Source organism: Streptomyces sp. NPDC048604 (genome assembly GCF_043199435.1).
Classification (GTDB): Bacteria; Actinomycetota; Actinomycetes; order Streptomycetales; family Streptomycetaceae; genus Streptomyces.
This window is the reverse complement of the sequence record NZ_JBICVX010000007.1, coordinates 23,752-42,812: the sequence shown is the minus strand read 5'-3', so window position 1 is coordinate 42,812 and position 19,061 is coordinate 23,752. Positions and strand designations below refer to the sequence as shown.

The following is a 19,061-nucleotide window of genomic DNA, read 5'->3' as shown; positions in this document are numbered from 1 at the left end:
CCCGTGACGACGGGCGCGCCCCTAACGCGTGTGTACCGCGTGCCTCCCGCGTGCCTCCCGCGTACGGGCGAGGGGGCTCAGCCGGCCAGGCAGGACGGGCCGAGCAGCACCTTCAGGTCGCCGAACAGCGCCGGGTCCGGCTGGACGCGGTGCCGGTCGAGCCGGAGCACGGTGGTGCTCCGGGGGCCCTGGAGCTTGATCCGCACCTCGGTGTTGCCCTTGTGGTGGCTGAGGATCTCGCCGAGGCGGCTGACCATCGGTGGGGTGACCTTCAGGGCGGGGATGGTGAGGATCACCGGCGCGTTGGTCCCGGCGTTCGACAGGTCGGGGACCATCAGCTCCATGGCGACGAGCCGGGGCACGTCCTCCCGCTTGTCCAGGCGGCCCTTGACGAAGACGACCGCGTCCTCGACGAGCTGGGTGGAGACCAGCTGGTAGGTGGCCGGGAAGAACATGCACTCGATCGAGCCGGCGAGGTCCTCCACGGTGGCGATGGCCCAGGCGTTGCCCTGCTTGGTCATCTTGCGCTGGAGGCCGGAGATGATGCCGCCGATGGTGACGACCGCGCCGTCCGCGTGCTCGCCGCCGGTGAGCTGCTGGATGCCGGCGTCCGTCTTGTCGGAGAGCACGTGCTCCAGGCCGAAGAGCGGGTGGTCGGAGACGTACAGGCCGAGCATCTCGCGCTCCTGCGCGAGCAGGTAGGACTTCTCCCACTCGTCCTCGGTGAAGGTGACGTCGAGACCGAAGCCGGGCTCGCTGGTCTCCTCCTCGCCCATGCCGCCGAACAGGTCGAACTGTCCCTCGGCCTCCTTGCGCTTGACCGCCACCACGTTGTCGATCATCGGCTCGTGCTGGGCGACCAGGCCCTTGCGGGTGTGGCCCATGGTGTCGAAGGCACCGGCCTTGATCAGCGACTCGACGGTGCGCTTGTTGCAGACGACCGCCTCGACCTTGTCCAGGAAGTCGGGGAAGGAGCTGTACTTCCCCTTGCTCTTGCGGCTCTTGATGATCGACTCGACGACGTTGGAGCCCACGTTGCGGACGGCGGTGAGGCCGAAGAGGATCACGTCGTCGCCCTGCGCGGCGAAGTTCGACTGCGACTCGTTCACGTTCGGCGGGAGCACCTTGATGCCCATGCGGCGGCACTCGTTCAGGTAGACCGCGGACTTGTCCTTGTCGTCCTTGACCGAGGTCAGCAGGCCCGCCATGTACTCGGCGGGGTAGTTCGCCTTGAGGTAGGCGGTCCAGTAGGAGACCAGTCCGTACGCGGCGGAGTGCGCCTTGTTGAAGGCGTAGCCGGCGAAGGGGACCAGCACGTCCCACAGGGCCTGGATGGCCTCGTCGCTGAAGCCCTTCTTCTTGGCGCCGGTCTGGAAGATGGTGAAGTTCTTCGCCAGCTCGTCGGGCTTCTTCTTGCCCATCACGCGGCGGAGGATGTCGGCCTCGCCGAGCGAGTAGCCGGCGATGATCTGGGCGGCCTTCTGCACCTGCTCCTGGTACACGATCAGGCCGTAGGTGACGTCGAGGACCTCCCGGAGGGGCTCCTCCAGCTCCGGGTGGATCGGCGTGATCTCCTGCTGCTTGTTCTTGCGCAGGGCGTAGTTCGTGTGCGAGTTCATGCCCATCGGGCCCGGGCGGTAGAGCGCGGACACGGCGGAGATGTCTTCGAAGTTGTCGGGCTTCATCAGCCGCAGCAGGGACCGCATGGGGCCGCCGTCGAACTGGAAGACGCCGAGGGTGTCGCCGCGCTGGAGCAGTTCGAAGGTCGTCGGGTCGTCCAGCGGCAGGGCGAGCAGGTCGAGGTCGATGCCCTTGTTGGCCTTCACCATCTTGACGGCGTCGTCCATGATCGTGAGGTTCCTGAGGCCCAGGAAGTCCATCTTGATCAGGCCGAGCGACTCGCACTGGGGGTAGTCCCACTGCGTGATGGTGACGTTGTCCGTGTGCCGCACCCAGACGGGGGCGTGGTCGACGATGGGCTCGCTGGACATGATCACGCCGGCCGCGTGCACGCCCATCTGCCGGACCAGGCCCTCGACGCCCTTGGCGGTGTCGATGACCTTCTTCACGTCGGGCTCGTTCTCGTACATCGCCCGGATCTCGCCCGCCTCGCTGTAGCGCGGGTGCGAGGGGTCGGTGATGCCGTTGAGGTCGATGCCCTTGCCGAGGACGTCGGCGGGCATGGCCTTGGTGAGCCGGTCGCCCATCGCGTACGGGTAGCCGAGCACGCGGGCGGAGTCCTTGATCGCGTTCTTGGCCTTGATCTTGCCGTACGTGCCGATCATGGCGACCTTGTCGGCGCCGTACTTCTCGGTCACATACCGGATCACCTCGACGCGCCGACGCTCGTCGAAGTCGATGTCGACATCGGGCATGGAGACGCGCTCGGGGTTGAGGAAGCGCTCGAAGATCAGTCCGTGCGGGATGGGGTCGAGGTCGGTGATGCCCATGGCGTACGCGACGATCGAGCCGGCCGCGGAGCCTCGGCCGGGGCCGACCGCGATGCCCTGCTTCTTGGCCCACATGATGAAGTCGGCGACGACGAGGAAGTAGCCCGGGAACCCCATCTGGATGATGACGTCCATCTCGTACTCGGCCTGCTTCTGCCGGTCCTCGGGGACGCCGTCCGGGTAGCGGCGGATCATGCCGCGCCGCACTTCCTCCTTGAACCAGGTGGTGTTGGTGTAGCCCTCTTCCGGGATGTCGAACTTCGGCATGAGGTCGCGCGGCTCGAACATGCCGGTGGTGTCGATCTGCTCGGCCACCAGGAGGGTGTTGCGGCAGCCCTCCTGCCAGGCGTCCGAGGAGTCGACGGCGTACATCTCGTCCGTGGACTTCAGGTAGTAGCCGGTGCCGTCGAACTTGAAGCGGTCCGGGTCGGAGAGGTTCTTGCCGGTCTGGATGCACAGCAGGGCGTCGTGGGCGGTGGCCTCGTGCGCGTACGTGTAGTGCGAGTCGTTGGTGACCAGCGGCGGGATGCCGAGCTTCTTGCCGATCTCCAGGAGCCCGTCGCGGACCCGGCGCTCGATCTCGATGCCGTGGTCCATCAGCTCCAGGAAGTACCGGTCCTTGCCGAAGATGTCCTGGTACTCGGAGGCGGCCTTCAGGGCCTCGTCGAACTGGCCGAGGCGCAGCCGGGTCTGCAGCTCGCCGGAGGGGCAGCCGGTGGAGGCGATCAGGCCCTCCGACCACTGCGAGATGGTCTCCTTGTCCATCCGGGGCCACTTCTGCAGCCAGCCCTCGGCGTAGGCGTCGGAGGAGAGCCGGAAGAGGTTGTGCAGTCCGGTGGAGTTCGCCGCCCAGATGGTCTTGTGGGTGTAACCGCCGGAGCCGGAGACGTCGTCCCGCTTCTGGTGCGGCTGGCCCCACTGGATCTTCCGCTTGTTCCGCCGGGACTCGGGCGCCACGTACGCCTCGATGCCGATGATCGGGGTGACGCCGGCCTTCTTGGCCGTGTGGAAGAAGTCGTAGGCGCCGTGCAGGTTGCCGTGGTCGGACATCGCGATATGGGTCATGCCCATCTCGTTGCACGCGTTGAACATGTCCTTCAGCCGCGCGGCACCGTCCAGCAGCGAGTACTGGGTGTGGACGTGGAGGTGCGTGAAGGGCGGCTTGGTCACGGTGGGAGGCCTCCGATGAATTCCTGGGGGGACAGCGTGGAAGTCTACGTCTCCGGACTGACACCGGGATGGATACTGCGGGGCGAAGCCCCTCGTTGGGGGGTGGTGGTCGGGTGACGGGCGGGCGGGCACTCGGGAGTACCGTCGCGCGTTGAGAGAGCGGACGACCCGTCCCATTTGTCATGCACCAGGAGGCACCTTCGATGTCGGTCCCGCAGCCCACCGCCGCCGAGCGTGGTGAGCAGATCCTCACCGTCTTCGACACCGCCTTCGGGCAGCTCCTGGCCGCGGACCCGGCGGCCTTCCGGGTCAAGTTCCGCAAGATGGCCGGCTCCGCCTTCGCCTTCTACCGGGGCACGGCGTGCCTGTTCTACAAGGACCTGGAGGAGGAGGCCTCGAGCGGCCCGTTCCTGGACGAGCGGACCGGCCGGGTCTGGATCCACGGCGATCTGCACGCCGAGAACTTCGGCACGTACATGGACGCCACCGGCCGGCTGATCTTCAACGTCAACGACTTCGACGAGGCGTACGTCGGCCCCTTCACCTGGGACCTGAAGCGGCTCTCCGCCTCGCTCGCCCTGATCGGCTACACCAAGGCGCTCAGCGACGAGCAGATCTCCCATCTGGTCCGGATCTACGCCGCCTCCTACCGGGAGCGGATCCACGCCCTGGCCTCCGGCGCGAAGAACGAGGAGGTGCCGCCCTTCACGCTGGACACGGCCGACGGCGCGCTGCTCGGCGCGCTGCGCGACGCCCGGTCGCTGACCCGGTTCGGGCTGCTCGACTCGATGACGGAGATCCGCGACTTCGAGCGGCGCTTCGCGCCCGGCGGCGGCTCGATCGAGCTGGACGCGGCGACGCGGTACAAGGTGCTGGCGGCCTTCGACGGCTACCTGGAGACGCTGCCGGAGTCCTCGCTGGCCCGCCCGGACTCGTACCGGGTGAAGGACGTGGTCGGGCGGCGCGGCATCGGCATCGGCTCGGCGGGCCTGCCCTCGTACAACATCCTCCTGGAGGGCAACAGCGACGCCCTCGAGAACGACGTCGTCATCTACATGAAGCAGGCGCAGACGCCGGCGGTGTCGCGCCATGTGACGGACCCGGCGGTGCGGGGCTACTTCCGGCACGAGGGGCACCGCACGGTGATCTCGCAGCGGGCGCTGCAGGACCACGCCGACCCGTGGCTGGGCTGGACGGAGCTGGACGGGGCGGGCCAGCTGGTGGCCGAGGTGTCGCCGTACGCGGTGGACCTGGACTGGTCGGACATCGACGACCCGCAGGACATCGCGGCCACGGTCGCCGACCTGGGCCGGGCGACGGCGACGATGCACGCGGCGGCGGACGACGAGAGCGGCCACTCGCTGGTGCCGTTCTCCACGGAGCGGGCCATCGACGCGGCCATCGCGGCGGACGAGGAGGGCTTCGCGGAGCTGCTGGTGGACTTCGCGCACGCGTACGGGGCGCGGGCGCGGGCGGACCACCAGATCTTCGTCGACCTGTTCCGCAACGGCCGGATCCCGGGGCTGTAAGGGGTCCGTTCCGGCCTTCCCCCGGCGTCGGGGCCCGTTCTCATCGGGTTCTTAGGACGGTCTTACAGGAAGGCATGGCACACTCTCTGCGCTATGGACAAAACAGGGACGCGGCTCCGGGGCCTGCGGGCGGCGGTCTTCACGGCGATGGTCGTGACGCTGTCCGCCGGCTCCCATGTGCTGCTGTCCCGGGTCCCGCTCCCCCTGCTGACGCTCGTCGCGATCGCCGGTGGCGTGTTCGCCGTGGCGTACGCGCTGGCCGGCCGGGAGCGGGGCTTCGCCCCGATCGCGGGGCTGCTCGTGCCGCTGGAGCTGGCGGCCGACACGGTCTTCACCTCGGGCCAGCACGTCTGTTACGGCCCTGCCGGCGGCCCGGTCGCCGGTTCGCTGAAGGCCGTCGGGGTGGACGTGTTCTGCGGCGGCGCGGTGGGCGCGCCGCTGCCGGGCGTGGCCGCCCCCGAGACCGGCGCGGCGGCCGCGCTGCTGACCTCCTCCGATCCGGCCCTGCCGTGGCTGCTGCTGGCCGCCCATGTGGCGGTCGGGCTCGGCGCGGCGGCCTGGCTGCGGCACGGCGAGCGGGCGGTGGCCCGGCTGGTCGGAGCGGCGGCCGCCGCCGCGTTCCGGCCGCTGCTGCTGGTGGCGGCGCTGGCCCGCGTCCCGCGCCGGGCGGCGCGCCGCGGCGCGCGTCCGGCGGACCGGCCGCGCGGGTCCGTGCCCGGTCTTCTCGTGCACTCCGTCGGACGGCGTGGACCGCCGTGCCCGGGCTTCGTCCTCGCCTGAGCACCGCAGTCCCCTTTCCCTTTTCTTTCCCGTACGGAGATCACGATCATGAGTGCACGCAACAGCCAGGCCAACAAGGCGGCGGCCCGCGAGCGGCTGCGTCTGGAGCGCGAGCGCCAGGCCAAGAAGGACAAGGTCCGCCGGCAGGTGGTCGTCGGTGTGTCCGCGGTGGCCGTCCTGGCGATCGCGGGCGGCATCGGCTACGCCGTCGTCCAGGCCAACAAGCCCACCCAGTGGGAGGCCGCGAAGGACGCCAAGAACGTCACCGCGCCGCAGAACACGACCGGTGAGAACGGCACGACCGTCGTCATCGGCAAGTCGACCGCGAAGAAGACGCTGGAGCTGTACGAGGACTCCCGCTGCCCGGTCTGCGCCAGCTTCGAGCAGGCGGTCGGCGAGACGCTGAAGAAGGACGTCGACGCCGGCAAGTACAAGGTGCGGTACGTGGGCGCCACCTTCATCGACAACGCCACCCGCGGCGAGGGCTCGAAGAACGCCCTGTCGGCGCTGGGCGCGGCGCTGAACGTGAGCCAGGAGGCGTTCCTCCAGTACAAGGCGGCGCTGTACTCGGCGAAGTTCCACCCGGAGGAGAACGACGACAAGTTCGCCAAGGACTCGTACCTCCTGGAGGTCGCGGACTCGGTGACGGCCCTGAAGGGCAACGAGCAGTTCCGGAAGAACGTCGAGGACGGCACCTTCGACGCCTGGGCGATGAAGATGTCGGCGTCCTTCGACGAGAGCGGTGTGAAGGGCACGCCGACGCTGAAGATGGACGGCAAGGCGGTCACGGCGGCGGGCAGCGAGAACGCCCCGATGACGGTTGCCGAGTACACCGCGGCGGTCGAGAAGGCCCTCAAGGGCTGACACCCCGTCGGAAGCGATTGCCGGCCCCGCCCCCGCGAAGGGGGCGGGGCCGGGCGTCTTCGGGCGGAAGATTCGGCGAACTTTCCGGATTTCGCCTACGGATGTGACGTACTCGTCAGTAATCTGACGCCCCGTGACCAGTCTCATATCCTCTGCGCCCAGCCGCCGCTCCGTCGTCAAGGCCGCCGCCGTCACGGCCGTCGCCGTCCCCGCACTCGCGGGCGCCGCCTCCCCCGCATCCGCGGACTCCTCCGCACCCGCCTTCCTGCACGGCGTCGCCTCCGGCGACCCGCTGCCCGACGGCGTCCTGCTCTGGACGCGCGTCACCCCGACCCCCGACGCCGTGCCGGGCTCCGGCAAGGGCCCCGACACCACGGTGACCTGGGAGGTCGCCGAGGACCGCGAGTTCGCCCGCACCGTGGCCCGCGGCATCGCCAGAGCGACCGCGGCCGCCGACCACACCGTGAAGGCGGACGTCCGCGGCCTGCGCCCGGCGACCCGCTACTACTACCGCTTCGCCGTGGGCGGGACGGTTTCCCCGGTCGGCCGGACCCGTACCACCCCGGCGGTCGACGCCGCCGCGCCCAACGTCCGCTTCGGCGTGGTCTCCTGCGCCAACTGGGAGTCCGGCTACTTCTCCGCGTACCGCCACCTCGCCGCCCGGGCCGACCTGGACGCGGTGCTGCACCTCGGCGACTACATCTACGAGTACGCCAGCGGCGCCTACCCGGCCGAGGACCAGGTCGTGCGCCGCCACCAGCCGGCCCACGAGATCGTCTCGCTCGCCGACTACCGCACCCGGCACGGCAACTACAAGACGGACGCCGACCTGCAGGCGATGCACGCGGCGCACGCGGTCGTGGCGATCTGGGACGACCACGAGGTCGCCAACGACGCCTGGTCGGGCGGGGCGGAGAACCACACGCCGGGCGCCGAGGGCGAGTGGGCGGCCCGGGTCGCCGCCGCCAAGCAGGCGTACTTCGAGTGGATGCCGGTCCGCGCCTCCACGGAGGGCACGGTCTACCGCCGGCTGCGCTTCGGCAAGCTGGCCGATCTGCATCTGCTCGACCTGCGCTCGTTCCGCTCCGAGCAGGCGAGCGTCGGCAGCGGCAAGGTGGACGACCCGGAGCGGACCATCACCGGCCGCGCCCAGCTCGACTGGCTGAAGGCCGGCCTGTCCGGTTCGGACGCCGCCTGGAAGCTGGTCGGCACGTCGGTGATGATCTCGCCGGTCGCCTTCGGCTCGGTCTCCGCGGATCTCCTGGAGCCGCTGGCCGAGCTGATGGGCCTGCCGAAGGAGGGCCTGGCCGTCAACGTCGACCAGTGGGACGGCTACACGGACGACCGCAAGGAGCTGCTGAACCACCTGGCGCAGCAGTCCGTCCGGAACACCGTCTTCCTGACCGGTGACATCCACATGGCCTGGGCGAACGACGTGCCGGTGAAGGCCTCCACGTACCCCTTCTCGGCCTCGGCGGCCACGGAGTTCGTGGTCACCTCGGTGACCTCGGACAACCTCGACGACCTCCTCAAGGTCGCCCCGGGCACCCTGTCCCTGGTCGCGGCCGGAGCGATCAAGGCGGCCAACCGCCATGTGAAGTGGGTGGACATGGACCGCCACGGCTACGGCGTGCTCGACGTGACGTCCGAGCAGTCGCAGATGGACTACTACACGGTCTCCGACAAGACCCGTCAGGACGCGGTCTCTTCCTGGACGCGCTCCTACCGGACGCGCACGGGAACGCAGAAGGTCGAGCGGGTGTACGCGCCGGTCCGCTGAGGGTCGATTTTCAGCCACACGCGCTTCTGTTAACTGAAGATCACATCATCGCGACGGGTGGTGAGTCACGGAGATCGAATCCGGACACACCACCCGTCGTCGGCACTCCTTTCGTTACGTCCACGTCTCAAACTCCGGGCGCCGCAGGAAAATTTCTTCCCGATGTCCTGAATTGCCCACCGAAACAATGGGCTTGTTCAACGCTCATCCGCCTCTGACATGGACGCGTAATCTCCCCGCGAGTGGCGAGGAAGTACCTCTCCACAACCCCCCGCGAGGAGTCACCAGTGCGTGCTCTTGTTCGTATATCGCCGCGTATGTCACGTCGTCTGCTCGGCGCTGTCGCCATGGCCGGAACCCTGGCCCTGGCCCCCCTCTCCGCGCCCACCGGCGCGGCCGCCTCCACCGATGCGGCGCTCGCCTCCGCCGAGGAGTGCGCGGACGGCTCCGCCGCCGTCTCCGGCGCCCGTGAGGCCAAGCCCGGCCACGCCAACCACGCGGCCGAGCCCAACGAGATCTCCGCCGCCCAGGCCAAGGCCATGGACGCGGACCTGCAGAAGAGACTGGAAGCCGTCCGTGCGAACGGCCGCGCCCAGGGCAGCCTCTCCGCTGCCGCCGTGGTCAACATCCCGGTCTACTTCCACGTCATCCACAGCGGCACCCAGGGCAAGCTTTCCGCCACGGCCGTCAACAACCAGCTGGCAGTGCTCAACGCGGCCTACGGCGGCCAGGGCACCGGCAACGTGAACAGCAACTTCCAGTTCACGCTGGCCTCGACCGACTACACGGACAACGCCACCTGGTACAACCTGTCCTCCGGCTCCCAGGCCGAGAAGGACATGAAGTCCACCCTGCGCAAGGGCGGCGCCGGCGCGCTGAACTTCTACACCGCCAAGCTCGGCGGCGGCCTGCTCGGCTGGGCGACCTTCCCGTCCTCGTACAACTCCCAGCCGTCCATGGACGGCGTGGTCGTGCTCGACTCCTCGCTGCCGGGCGGCTCCGCCGCCAACTACAACGAGGGCGACACCGCCACCCACGAGGTCGGCCACTGGCTGGGCCTGTACCACACGTTCCAGGGCGGCTGCAACGGAGCCGGTGACTCCGTCTCCGACACCCCGGCCGAGAAGTCCCCGGCGTACGAGTGCCCCACCGGCCGTGACTCCTGCGCCTCCAAGGCGGGCGTGGACCCGATCCACAACTTCATGGACTACACGTACGACAACTGCATGTACCAGTTCACCGCGGGCCAGGTCGCGCGGATGAGCAACATGTGGACCGCGTACCGCGCCGGCTGAACAGCCGCATGACGCGATGAGGGCGCGGCGGGAGGCTCCCGCCGCGCCCTTGCGCGTACCCGGCCGCGGCGCGGGCGGTTACAGGCTCTCCAGGAAGGCCAGCGCGATGGCCCAGGTCCGCTCCGCGGCCTCCGCGTCGTAGTCCGGCAGGTCCGGGTCGGTGTACAGGTGCCCGGCCCCCGCGTAGCGGTAGATCTCCACGTCCGCCCCGGCCTTGCGCATCTGGAGGTACCAGGCCGACAGCCAGTCGTCCGGCTCGAACGGGTCCGGCTCGGCGACGTGCAGCTGGACCGGCAGGTCGTCGACGGAGACGTTCGGCGCGAGGTCCGAGGTGCCGTGGAGCAGCAGCAGCCCGCGCGCCTTCTCGTCGCCGAGCGCCAGCGTCTGCGCGACCGACGCGCCGAACGAGAAGCCCGCGTACACCAGTCCGCGGTCGGAGTACGGCGCGGCCGCGAGGACGGCACGCTTCAGCAGCTCGTCCTTGCCGATCCCGTCCTTGAGCGCCATGCCCTCCTCGGTCGAGTCGGCGGTCCGGCCGTCGAAGAGGTCCGGCGTCCACACCTGGTGCCCGGCCTCCCGGAGCCGTTCGGCCGCGGCCTCCACGGCGGGACGCAGTCCGTACACGGAGTGGAAGAGCATGATGTCCATACGGCCATCCTGCCACCCGCGGGGGCACGGTCGGCAGCGCCCCACAGGGGCGCCGGGAACCGCGCGACCAGCCACGACGTACGCCCGTGTGACCACCGTCCCCTGCCGGCGAAGCGCTACCGCATACTGCGCACGTCCAGCTGGCGCAGCACCCGGTCCACGACCTCCGGGTCCGCGCCGGGCTCGCTGCGGGCGGCCAGCACCGCGTGCCGGGCGGCCGACATCATCTCCCGCTGGATCCGGTGCACTTCCTTCAGCCGCTCGGCCCGCCGCACCAGCGCGTCGCGCCGCTCCTCGCCCAGCATGTCCGGGCTGATCCGGGCCCCGATGTCGTACGCGCCGCGCAGCAGCCGCTCCTGGACCTCCTCCGGGAGGTCCTCGACCTCCTCGATCTGCGTCAGCCGCCGCCTGGCGGCCTTGGCGGCGCGGATCGCCAGCTCCCGCTCCAGACTGCGCTCGGCGTCCGCGTCCGCCTCCACGCCGAGCCGCTTCACCAGCCACGGCAGGGTCAGCCCCTGGACGACGAGGGTCCCCAGGATCACGCAGAAGGCGATGAACACGAGCTCCTCCCGCGCGGGGAACGGCTCGCCCGCGTCGGTGCGCAGCGGGATGGCGAGCGCCAGCGCCACCGAGGCCACCCCACGCATCCCCGACCACCACATGACGACCGACTCGCGCCAGCTGGTCGGGATCTCCTCGTCCACGTCCCGCAGCGTGTGCAGTCTCTTCGCCACCCAGGCGGCGGGCAGCAGCCACAGCAGCCGGACGACGACCACGACGCCGAGCACCGCCGCGCCCCAGCCGAGCATCGTCCCCACCCGTCCGGCCGACACCCCGAAGACATGGACGAGTTCGAGGCCGATGAGCCCGAAGGCGATGCCGGTGACGAGGGTGTCGACGACCTGCCAGAAGGTCTGCCCGGCGAGCCGGCCCATCACGTCGTCGGCGTCGCTGGCGAACTCGGCGAGGAACAGCGCGGTCACCAGCACCGCGAGGACGCCGGAGCCGTGCAGCTCCTCGGCGAGCAGGTAGCTGACGAACGGCACGAGGAGGGTGAGCCCGGTCTGCAGGGTGGCGTCGCCGAGGAGTTCGATGAGCCGGTTGGCGAGCCAGCCGATGGTCAGCCCGACGGCGAGGGCGACGACCGCCGAGAGGAACAGGGCGAGCAGCGCCTCGGGCCAGGAGAAGGAGCCGCTGACCACGGCCGCGATGGCGACGTGGTACAGCACGATCGCGGTGACGTCGTTGAACAGGCCCTCGCCCTCCAGGATCGACACCAGCCGGCGCGGCAGCCCGAGCGAGCCGGCGACGGCGGTCGCGGCGACCGGGTCGGGCGGGGCGACCAGCGCCCCGAGGGCGAGCGCGGCGGCCAGCGGCAGCCCCGGGACCATGGAGTCGGCGACGAAGCCGACGGCGGCCGTGGTGACGAAGACCAGGGCGACGGCGAGCAGCAGGATGGGCCGGATGTTGGCGGTGAACTGCCGCCAGGAGGTGCGCTGCACGGTGGCGTACAGCAGCGGGGGCAGCACCAGCGGCAGGATCAGCTCGGGCGGGACCTCGACGTCGGGCACGAGAGGCAGCAGCGCCAGGACCATCCCGAAGAGGGTCATCAGGACCGGCGCGGGCAGTCCGAGGCGGTCCCCGAGAGGCACGGTCAGCAGCGCGCCGAGCAACAGCAGGAACAGCAGGGCCAACTGGTCCACGGGGCGCCCCTCGTGCCTTCCGGTGGGTCGACGGAGGGCTCAACCCTGCCACTCGCCCGGCGATTCGCCCGGAAGGCACCACGTGCACGTGTACGGGCGGACCGTGCTCCGGGCCTCAGAGCACGCGGCGCATCGCCCGGTGCGGAATGCCCGCGTCCGGGAACTCGGGGCCGTAGGCCGCGTAGCCGAGGCGCTCGTAGAAGCCCAGCGCGTGGGTCTGCGCGTGCAGGTCGACGGCGGTCAGCCCGCGCTCGCGCGCCGCGTCCTCGATGGCCCGGACCAGCGCCGCGCCGACGCCGAGACCGCGGGCCGCCTTCGAGACCGCGAGCCGGCCCAGCGAGCCGACGGAGGCGTCGCCGCCGGTCTTGCCCAGGGCGTCGTCCCCGAACAGCAGCCGGCCGGTGCCCAGCGGCAGCCCGTCCGCGCGCACCGCGAGGACGTGCACGGCCGTCTCGTCGTACGCGTCGTACTCGATGTCCTGCGGCACGTTCTGCTCGACGACGAAGACCTCGTGGCGGACCGCGAAGCAGGCGTCCCGGTCGTCGTGGGCGTGCGCCTCGCGGACCTCGTAGGCCTCGGCGGTCACGCGCTCTCCGCCGCGATCGTGTCCAGGGCGTGCTGAAGGTCTGCCGGGTACGAGCTCTCGAACTCGACCCAGCGGCCGTCCGACGGGTGCTCGAAGCCGAGCCGCACCGCGTGCAGCCACTGCCGGGTGATCTTGAGCCGCTTGGCCAGGGTGGGGTCGGCGCCGTAGGTGAGGTCGCCGACGCAGGGGTGCCGGTGCGCGGACATGTGCACCCGGATCTGGTGGGTGCGGCCGGTCTCCAGCTTGATGTCGAGCAGCGAGGCCGCCCGGAACGCCTCCAGGAGGTCGTAGTGGGTCACCGAGGGCTTGCCGTCGGCGGTCACGGCCCACTTGTAGTCGTGGTTCGGGTGCCGGCCGATGGGCGCGTCGATGGTGCCGCTCAGCGGGTCCGGGTGGCCCTGCACCAGGGCGTGGTAGCGCTTGTCCACCACGCGCTCCCGGAACTGGGCCTTGAGCAGCGTGTACGCCCGCTCCGACTTGGCCACGACCATGAGGCCGGAGGTGCCGACGTCGAGCCGGTGGACGATGCCCTGGCGCTCGGCCGCGCCGGACGTCGAGATCCGGTAGCCGGCGGCGGCGAGGCCGCCGATCACGGTGGTGCCGGTCCAGCCGGGGCTGGGGTGGGCGGCGACGCCCACCGGCTTCACGATCACCACGATGTCGTCGTCGTCGTGGACGATCTCCATGCCCTCGACGGGCTCCGCCACGATCTGCACCGGGGCCTGGGCGCCCGGCATCTCGACCTCGAGCCACGCACCGCCGCTGACCCGCTCGGACTTGCCGACGACGGAGCCGTCGACCAGGACCTTCCCTGCGGCGGCCAGCTCGGCCGCCTTCGTACGGGAGAACCCGAACATACGGGCGATGGCGGCGTCGACGCGCTCGCCCTCCAGGCCATCGGGTACGGGCAGGGTGCGGATCTCGGGACTCGTGCTCACCCGTCGAGTATGCCTTGTCAGTCCTTGTGGACGGTGCCGTCGGGGTCCAGCCCGCGGAACGACAGGATCACGATGAGGAAGCCGCCGACCACGATCGCCGAGTCCGCGAGGTTGAAGACCGCGAAGTGCGCGGGCGCGATGAAGTCGACCACCGCGCCCTCGAAGACGCCCGGCGACCGGAAGATCCGGTCGGTGAGGTTGCCCAGCGCACCGCCGAGCAGCAGGCCCAGCGCGATCGCCCACGGCAGGCTGTAGAGCTTCCGCGCCAGCCGCACGATCACGATGATCACCACCGTCGCGATGCAGGTGAAGATGATCGTGAAGGCCTCGCCCATGCCGAAGGCCGCGCCGGGGTTCCGGATCGCCTCGAACTTCAGCAGGTCGCCGATGACCCGGATCGGCTCGTGGCCCTCCAGCTTCTCCACGACCAGGATCTTGCTGCCGAGGTCGAGGAGGTAGGCGAAGAGCGCGACGAGGAAGAGCGCGAGGATCCTCCGCCTGCCGCGGGGCTGCTCGGCGGGCTGCGCCGCAGCCTCGTCGGCCCCTTCGGCCCCTTCCGAATCCGGCGTACCGATGATGCGCTCCGCCTCTGCCACGTGAGTCCCTCAACCCTAGGTGCCTGACTGCCCACGAGGGTACGGCACACACGTGCGGGCTCAGCCCCGGCGTTCCTGCTTCTGCTTGTCCTCCACACAGAGCGTGGCGCGCGGGAAGGCCTGCATCCTGGCCTTGCCGATGGGCTTGCCGCACGCCTCGCACAGACCGTAGGTGCCGGCGTCGAGACGCTCCAGGGCGTGCTCGCTCTGCTCCAGCATCTCGCGGGCGTTGGCGGCGAGGGCCAGCTCGTGCTCGCGGGTGATGTTCTTGGTGCCGGTGTCGGCCTGGTCGTCGCCGGCGCCGTCCCCGGAGTCCCGCATGAGTCCGCTGAGCGCGTCCTCGGAGGACTGGATCTCCGCCCGGAGCCGGAGCACCTCGCTCATCAGCTCGGTACGGGCCTCCGAGACCTCCGCCGCGGTCCAGGGGTCCTCTCCGGGGCGGACGGCGAGCTCGCCGGGCCGGGCCGCGGGCACCGCGCCCGCGTCGGCCGCGCCCTCCGTCACCGTCGTACTCCCCACGGTCTTCTTCGCTGCCACCGTCCCGACTCCCGTCTGCTCCGCCGCGGTCGCGGCCCTGGTCTTCCTGGCCGCCGCCTTCTTGGCGGCGGTCTTCCTGGCCGCGGTCTTCCTGACGGCCGCCTTGGCCTTGGTCGCGGCGGTCTCCTTGTCGGCGACCTTCGTGGCGTCCTTCGCCGCGGCGTCCTTCGCGTTGGTCTTCGCAGCCGCCTTCGTTGCCGTCTTCGTGGCTCTCTTCGCTCCTGTCCTCGCGGCTGTCTTCGTGGCCGTGCCGGCCGCCGCCTTCTTCCCGACCGCCGACTTCTTCCCTGACACGTCCTTCGCCGCCGCCTCGGAGGCGGCGGCGGAACGTGCCGTCGCCGCCCTCTTCCCGGCGGTCTCGGCGGTCTTCTTCGGCGCCATGTCGCGGCCCCTTCACATATTGTGATCTTGCTCGCGAATCGTGCTGGGACGATAAATCGACACCAGCCCCGCGGCAACGGGGCACGCCGCCGTTCGCACCCTCCCCGTGCGCGCATGCGACGAGCCTGCATCCGTTGTGCCCAGCTCCCCGCCCCGTAATCCGCCGCGCGGGCCCCCCGGAAGTCCGCGCCGCCCCGTATGGCCATTCGGGTCACGTCCGGCCCCTTCGGAGCGCATGCGGAAAACCGGTCCGCCGGGGCCGCTGAGGCCCCGTACACTGGGCTCCAGCGAAAGGCTTGGATGGGGACGAGTAGCGTCGCACGCAGCCATGAGCGACCCGGGGACGGTGAGAGCCCGGGGGCGAGCCCGATGTGAAGCATCACCCCGGAGCCGCCGGAAGAACGCCGTGGACACCCCGCGGCCAGTAGAACCGGCATCGCGACCCCAATGAGGGGGCTCGGGGCGTTCGCGCCCGGGGCCAAGGAGGGTGGTACCGCGGGAGCCGCGCACGCGCGGGCCTCTCGTCCCTCCGGACGGAAGAGGAACAGTCCGCCGGAGGAAGATCGATGACGCAGTACCGCCAGGTGCCCGCCCAGGTCGACCTGCCCGCGCTCGAGCACGCCGTGCTCGATTTCTGGCGCGAGAGCAAGGTCTTCGCCAAGACCCTGGAGCAGTCCGAGGGCCGCCCCGAGTGGGTGTTCTACGAGGGCCCGCCCACCGCGAACGGCATGCCCGGCGCGCACCACATCGAGGCCCGCGTCTTCAAGGACGTCTTCCCGCGCTTCCGCACCATGCGCGGCTACCACGTCGCCCGCAAGGCCGGCTGGGACTGCCACGGCCTCCCGGTGGAGCTGGCCGTCGAGAAGGAGCTCGGCTTCTCCGGCAAGAAGGACATCGAGGCGTACGGCATCGCCGCCTTCAACGACAAGTGCCGCGAGTCGGTGACCCGGCACACGGACGCGTTCGCCGAGCTCACGACCCGGATGGGCTACTGGGTCGACCTGGACGACGCGTACCGGACGATGGACCCCGCGTACATCGAGTCGGTCTGGTGGTCGCTGAAGCAGATCTTCGACAAGGGCCTGCTGGTCCAGGACCACCGCGTCGCCCCGTGGTGCCCGCGCTGCGGCACCGGCCTGTCGGACCACGAGCTGGCGCAGGGCTACGAGACGGTCGTCGACCCGTCGGTGTTCGTCCGCTTCCCGCTGACCTCCGGCCCGCTCGCGGGCCGGGCCGCGCTGCTGGTGTGGACGACGACCCCGTGGACGCTCGTGTCGAACACGGCGGTGGCGGCGCACCCCGAGGTCACGTACGTCGTGGCGACGGACGGCGAGGAGAAGCTCGTCGTCGCCGAGCCGCTGGTCGACAAGGCGCTCGGCGAGGGCTGGGTGACCACGGGCGAGTCGTTCACCGGCGCGGAGATGGAGCGCTGGACGTACCAGCGCCCGTTCGAGCTCGTGGAGTTCCCGGCGGAGGCCCACTACGTGGTCAACGCGGAGTACGTCACCACCGAGGACGGCACGGGTCTGGTCCACCAGTCCCCCGCGTTCGGTGAGGACGACCTCAAGGTCTGCCGCGCGTACGGCCTGCCGGTCGTGAACCCGGTCCGCCCCGACGGCACCTTCGAGGAGGACGTGCCGCTGGTCGGCGGGGTCTTCTTCAAGAAGGCCGACGAGCAGCTCACCGCGGACCTCCAGGCACGCGGCCTGCTGTTCCGGCACATCCCGTACGAGCACAGCTACCCGCACTGCTGGCGCTGCCACACGGCGCTGCTGTACTACGCGCAGCCGTCCTGGTACATCCGCACGACCGCGGTGAAGGACCGGCTCCTGGAGGAGAACCAGAAGACGAACTGGTTCCCGGACTCGGTGAAGCACGGCCGCTTCGGCGACTGGCTGAACAACAACATCGACTGGGCGCTGTCCCGCAACCGGTACTGGGGCACCCCGCTGCCGATCTGGCGCTGCGATGACGGCCACCTGACGTGCGTGGGCTCGCGCGCCGAGCTGACGGAGCTGACGGGCACGGACCAGTCGGACCTTGACCCGCACCGCCCGTACATCGACGACGTGACCTTCCGCTGCACCGCCGAGGGCTGCTCGCTGGAGGCCGTCCGCGTGCCGGAGGTCATCGACGCCTGGTACGACTCGGGCTCGATGCCGTTCGCGCAGTGGGGCTACCCGTACAAGAACAAGGAACTGTTCGAGAGCCGCTACCCGGCGCAGTTCATCTCCGAGGCGATCGACCAGACGCGCGGGTGGTTCTACACGCTGATGGCGGTCGGCACCCTGGTCTTCGACAAGTCGTCGTACGAGAACGTGGTCTGCCTGGGCCACATCCTCGCCGAGGACGGCCGCAAGATGTCCAAGCACCTGGGCAACATCCTGCAGCCGATCCCGCTCATGGACCAGCACGGCGCGGACGCGGTGCGCTGGTTCATGGCCGCGGGCGGTTCGCCGTGGGCGGCGCGGCGCGTGGGCCACGGCACGATCCAGGAGGTCGTCCGCAAGACGCTCCTCACGTACTGGAACACGGTGGCCTTCCAGGCCCTGTACGCCCGTACGTCGGGCTGGGCGCCGAGCGCGGCGGACCCGGCGCCGGCCGAGCGCACGGTCCTGGACCGCTGGCTGCTCGGCGAGCTGAACACGCTGGTGGTGCAGGTCACCGAGGCGATGGAGGCGTACGACACGCAGCGCGCCGGCAAGCTGCTCTCGGCGTTCGTCGACGACCTGTCGAACTGGTACGTGCGCCGGTCGCGCCGCCGGTTCTGGCAGGGCGACAAGGCGGCCCTGCGCACCCTGCACGAGGTCGTCGAGACGGTCACGCGCCTGATGGCCCCGCTGACCCCGTTCATCACCGAGCGGGTGTGGCAGGACCTGGTCGTCCCGGTGACGCCGGACGCGCCGGAGTCGGTGCACCTGTCGACGTGGCCGGAGGCGGACGCGGCGCTGATCGACCCGGCGCTGTCGGAGCAGATGCTGCTGGTCCGGCGCCTGGTGGAGCTGGGCCGCGCGACGCGTGCGGAGTCGGGCGTGAAGACGCGGCAGCCGCTGTCGCGGGCGCTGGTGGCGGCGACGGGCTTCGCGGCGCTGTCGGAGGAGCTGCAGCAGCAGATCACCGAGGAGCTGAACGTCAGTTCCCTGGCCTCGCTCTCCGAGGTCGGCGGGTCCCTCGTGGACACCACGGCGAAGGCGAACTTCCGCGCGCTGGGCAAGCGCTTCGGCAAGGGCGTCCAGGACGTGGCGAAGGCGGTGGCGGCGGCCGACGCGGCGGCACTGTCGCTGGCGCTGCGCGGCGGCGAGGCCCAGCTGGAGGTGAACGGCGAGACGATCACCGTCACCCCGGAAGAGATCATCATCACGGAGACCCCGCGCGAGGGCTGGTCGGTGGCCTCCGACCAGGGCGCGACGGTCGCCCTGGACCTGGAGATCACGCCGGAGCTGCGGCGGGCGGGCCTGGCCCGTGACGCGATCCGGCTGATCCAGGAGGCCCGCAAGAACAGCGGCCTGGACGTGGCGGACCGCATCGCCCTGCGCTGGACGTCCAAGGACCCGGAGGTCACGGAGGCCCTCACGGCCCACGAGTCCCTGATCGCGGACGAGGTCCTGGCTACGGACTGCGCGAGCGGGGAGGCCGACGACACGTACGGCGCCCCCTTCGAGGACGAGTCCCTCGCCCTCACCTTCCGCCTCCGCAAGGCGTAGGACACAACCAGAAGGCCCGGCCCCCGAGGGGGCCGGGCCTTCTGGCTTTCCCCACCCCGCCAGGCGCACCCCCAACCGCCCACGCCCACGGCAAAGGGCC

Annotated in this window: 13 protein-coding genes; 6 read left to right on the top strand and 7 right to left on the bottom strand. The window is 70.5% G+C overall.

Annotation, left to right across the window (positions count from 1 at the left end; all coding sequences use genetic code 11):
- Positions 1-77 precede the first annotated feature (77 nt).
- Positions 78-3,620, bottom strand: a complete 3,543-nt coding sequence (gene dnaE / locus ACGFMM_RS16330; protein ID WP_393646993.1) for a DNA polymerase III subunit alpha — start codon at positions 3,618-3,620, stop codon at positions 78-80.
- A 203-nt stretch (positions 3,621-3,823) separates the two neighbouring features.
- Between dnaE and ACGFMM_RS16325 the strand changes: the two genes are divergently transcribed.
- The 5 genes from ACGFMM_RS16325 to ACGFMM_RS16305 all read left to right on the top strand — a co-directional run bounded on the left by ACGFMM_RS16325 (position 3,824) and on the right by ACGFMM_RS16305 (position 9,868).
- Positions 3,824-5,149 (top strand): DUF2252 domain-containing protein, encoded by a 1,326-nt coding sequence (locus tag ACGFMM_RS16325; protein WP_393646992.1) that lies wholly within the window; start codon positions 3,824-3,826, stop codon positions 5,147-5,149.
- 93 nt (positions 5,150-5,242) lie between these two features.
- Entirely contained in the window at positions 5,243-5,929 is a 687-nt protein-coding gene (locus ACGFMM_RS16320; RefSeq protein ID WP_393646991.1) for a hypothetical protein, read from the top strand.
- A gap of 48 nt (positions 5,930-5,977) precedes the next feature.
- Positions 5,978-6,793, top strand: a complete 816-nt coding sequence (locus ACGFMM_RS16315) for a DsbA family protein (RefSeq protein WP_393646990.1) — start codon at positions 5,978-5,980, stop codon at positions 6,791-6,793.
- Between the two features lie 133 nt (positions 6,794-6,926).
- A complete protein-coding gene (locus ACGFMM_RS16310; RefSeq protein ID WP_393646989.1) occupies positions 6,927-8,573 on the top strand; it encodes an alkaline phosphatase D family protein in 1,647 nt (548 codons plus the stop codon).
- A gap of 317 nt (positions 8,574-8,890) precedes the next feature.
- Positions 8,891-9,868, top strand: coding sequence for a zinc metalloprotease (locus ACGFMM_RS16305; RefSeq protein ID WP_393646988.1), 978 nt, complete (start codon positions 8,891-8,893; stop codon positions 9,866-9,868).
- 78 nt (positions 9,869-9,946) lie between these two features.
- Here ACGFMM_RS16305 and ACGFMM_RS16300 read toward each other — a convergent pair whose 3' ends face one another.
- The 6 genes from ACGFMM_RS16300 to ACGFMM_RS16275 all read right to left on the bottom strand — a co-directional run bounded on the left by ACGFMM_RS16300 (position 9,947) and on the right by ACGFMM_RS16275 (position 15,257).
- The gene (locus ACGFMM_RS16300) at positions 9,947-10,516 is read right to left on the bottom strand and encodes a dienelactone hydrolase family protein (protein ID WP_393646987.1); all 570 of its coding nucleotides are present in this window, start codon (positions 10,514-10,516) and stop codon (positions 9,947-9,949) included.
- 116 nt (positions 10,517-10,632) lie between these two features.
- Complete coding sequence (locus ACGFMM_RS16295; RefSeq protein WP_393646986.1) at positions 10,633-12,219, bottom strand: Na+/H+ antiporter; 1,587 nt, start codon at positions 12,217-12,219, stop codon at positions 10,633-10,635.
- A 115-nt stretch (positions 12,220-12,334) separates the two neighbouring features.
- Complete coding sequence (locus tag ACGFMM_RS16290) at positions 12,335-12,805, bottom strand: GNAT family N-acetyltransferase (RefSeq protein ID WP_393646985.1); 471 nt, start codon at positions 12,803-12,805, stop codon at positions 12,335-12,337.
- Positions 12,802-13,743, bottom strand: coding sequence for an RluA family pseudouridine synthase (locus tag ACGFMM_RS16285; RefSeq protein ID WP_393646984.1), 942 nt, complete (start codon positions 13,741-13,743; stop codon positions 12,802-12,804). Before ACGFMM_RS16285 ends, ACGFMM_RS16290 begins: the two co-directional genes overlap by 4 nt.
- Before the next feature lie 17 nt (positions 13,744-13,760).
- The gene (gene lspA / locus ACGFMM_RS16280; protein ID WP_393646983.1) at positions 13,761-14,339 is read right to left on the bottom strand and encodes a signal peptidase II; all 579 of its coding nucleotides are present in this window, start codon (positions 14,337-14,339) and stop codon (positions 13,761-13,763) included.
- A gap of 60 nt (positions 14,340-14,399) precedes the next feature.
- The gene (locus ACGFMM_RS16275; protein ID WP_393646982.1) at positions 14,400-15,257 is read right to left on the bottom strand and encodes a TraR/DksA family transcriptional regulator; all 858 of its coding nucleotides are present in this window, start codon (positions 15,255-15,257) and stop codon (positions 14,400-14,402) included.
- 566 nt (positions 15,258-15,823) lie between these two features.
- On the opposite strand from ACGFMM_RS16275, the gene ileS reads away from it, so the two are divergent.
- Positions 15,824-18,961, top strand: a complete 3,138-nt coding sequence (ileS, locus tag ACGFMM_RS16270) for an isoleucine--tRNA ligase (protein WP_393646981.1) — start codon at positions 15,824-15,826, stop codon at positions 18,959-18,961.
- Positions 18,962-19,061: the final 100 nt, after the last annotated feature.

Bases quoted from the DNA above. Each gene is read 5' to 3' on its own strand.
- ACGFMM_RS16325 (WP_393646992.1), top strand. From the start codon at position 3,824: ATGTCGGTCCCGCAGCCCACCGCCGCCGAGCGTGGTGAGCAGATCCTC.
- ACGFMM_RS16320 (WP_393646991.1), top strand. From the start codon at position 5,243: ATGGACAAAACAGGGACGCGGCTCCGGGGCCTGCGGGCGGCGGTCTTC.
- ACGFMM_RS16315 (WP_393646990.1), top strand. From the start codon at position 5,978: ATGAGTGCACGCAACAGCCAGGCCAACAAGGCGGCGGCCCGCGAGCGG.
- ACGFMM_RS16305 (WP_393646988.1), top strand. From the start codon at position 8,891: ATGTCACGTCGTCTGCTCGGCGCTGTCGCCATGGCCGGAACCCTGGCC.
- ACGFMM_RS16300 (WP_393646987.1), bottom strand. From the start codon at position 10,516: ATGGACATCATGCTCTTCCACTCCGTGTACGGACTGCGTCCCGCCGTG.
- ACGFMM_RS16275 (WP_393646982.1), bottom strand. From the start codon at position 15,257: ATGGCGCCGAAGAAGACCGCCGAGACCGCCGGGAAGAGGGCGGCGACG.
- ileS (WP_393646981.1), top strand. From the start codon at position 15,824: ATGACGCAGTACCGCCAGGTGCCCGCCCAGGTCGACCTGCCCGCGCTC.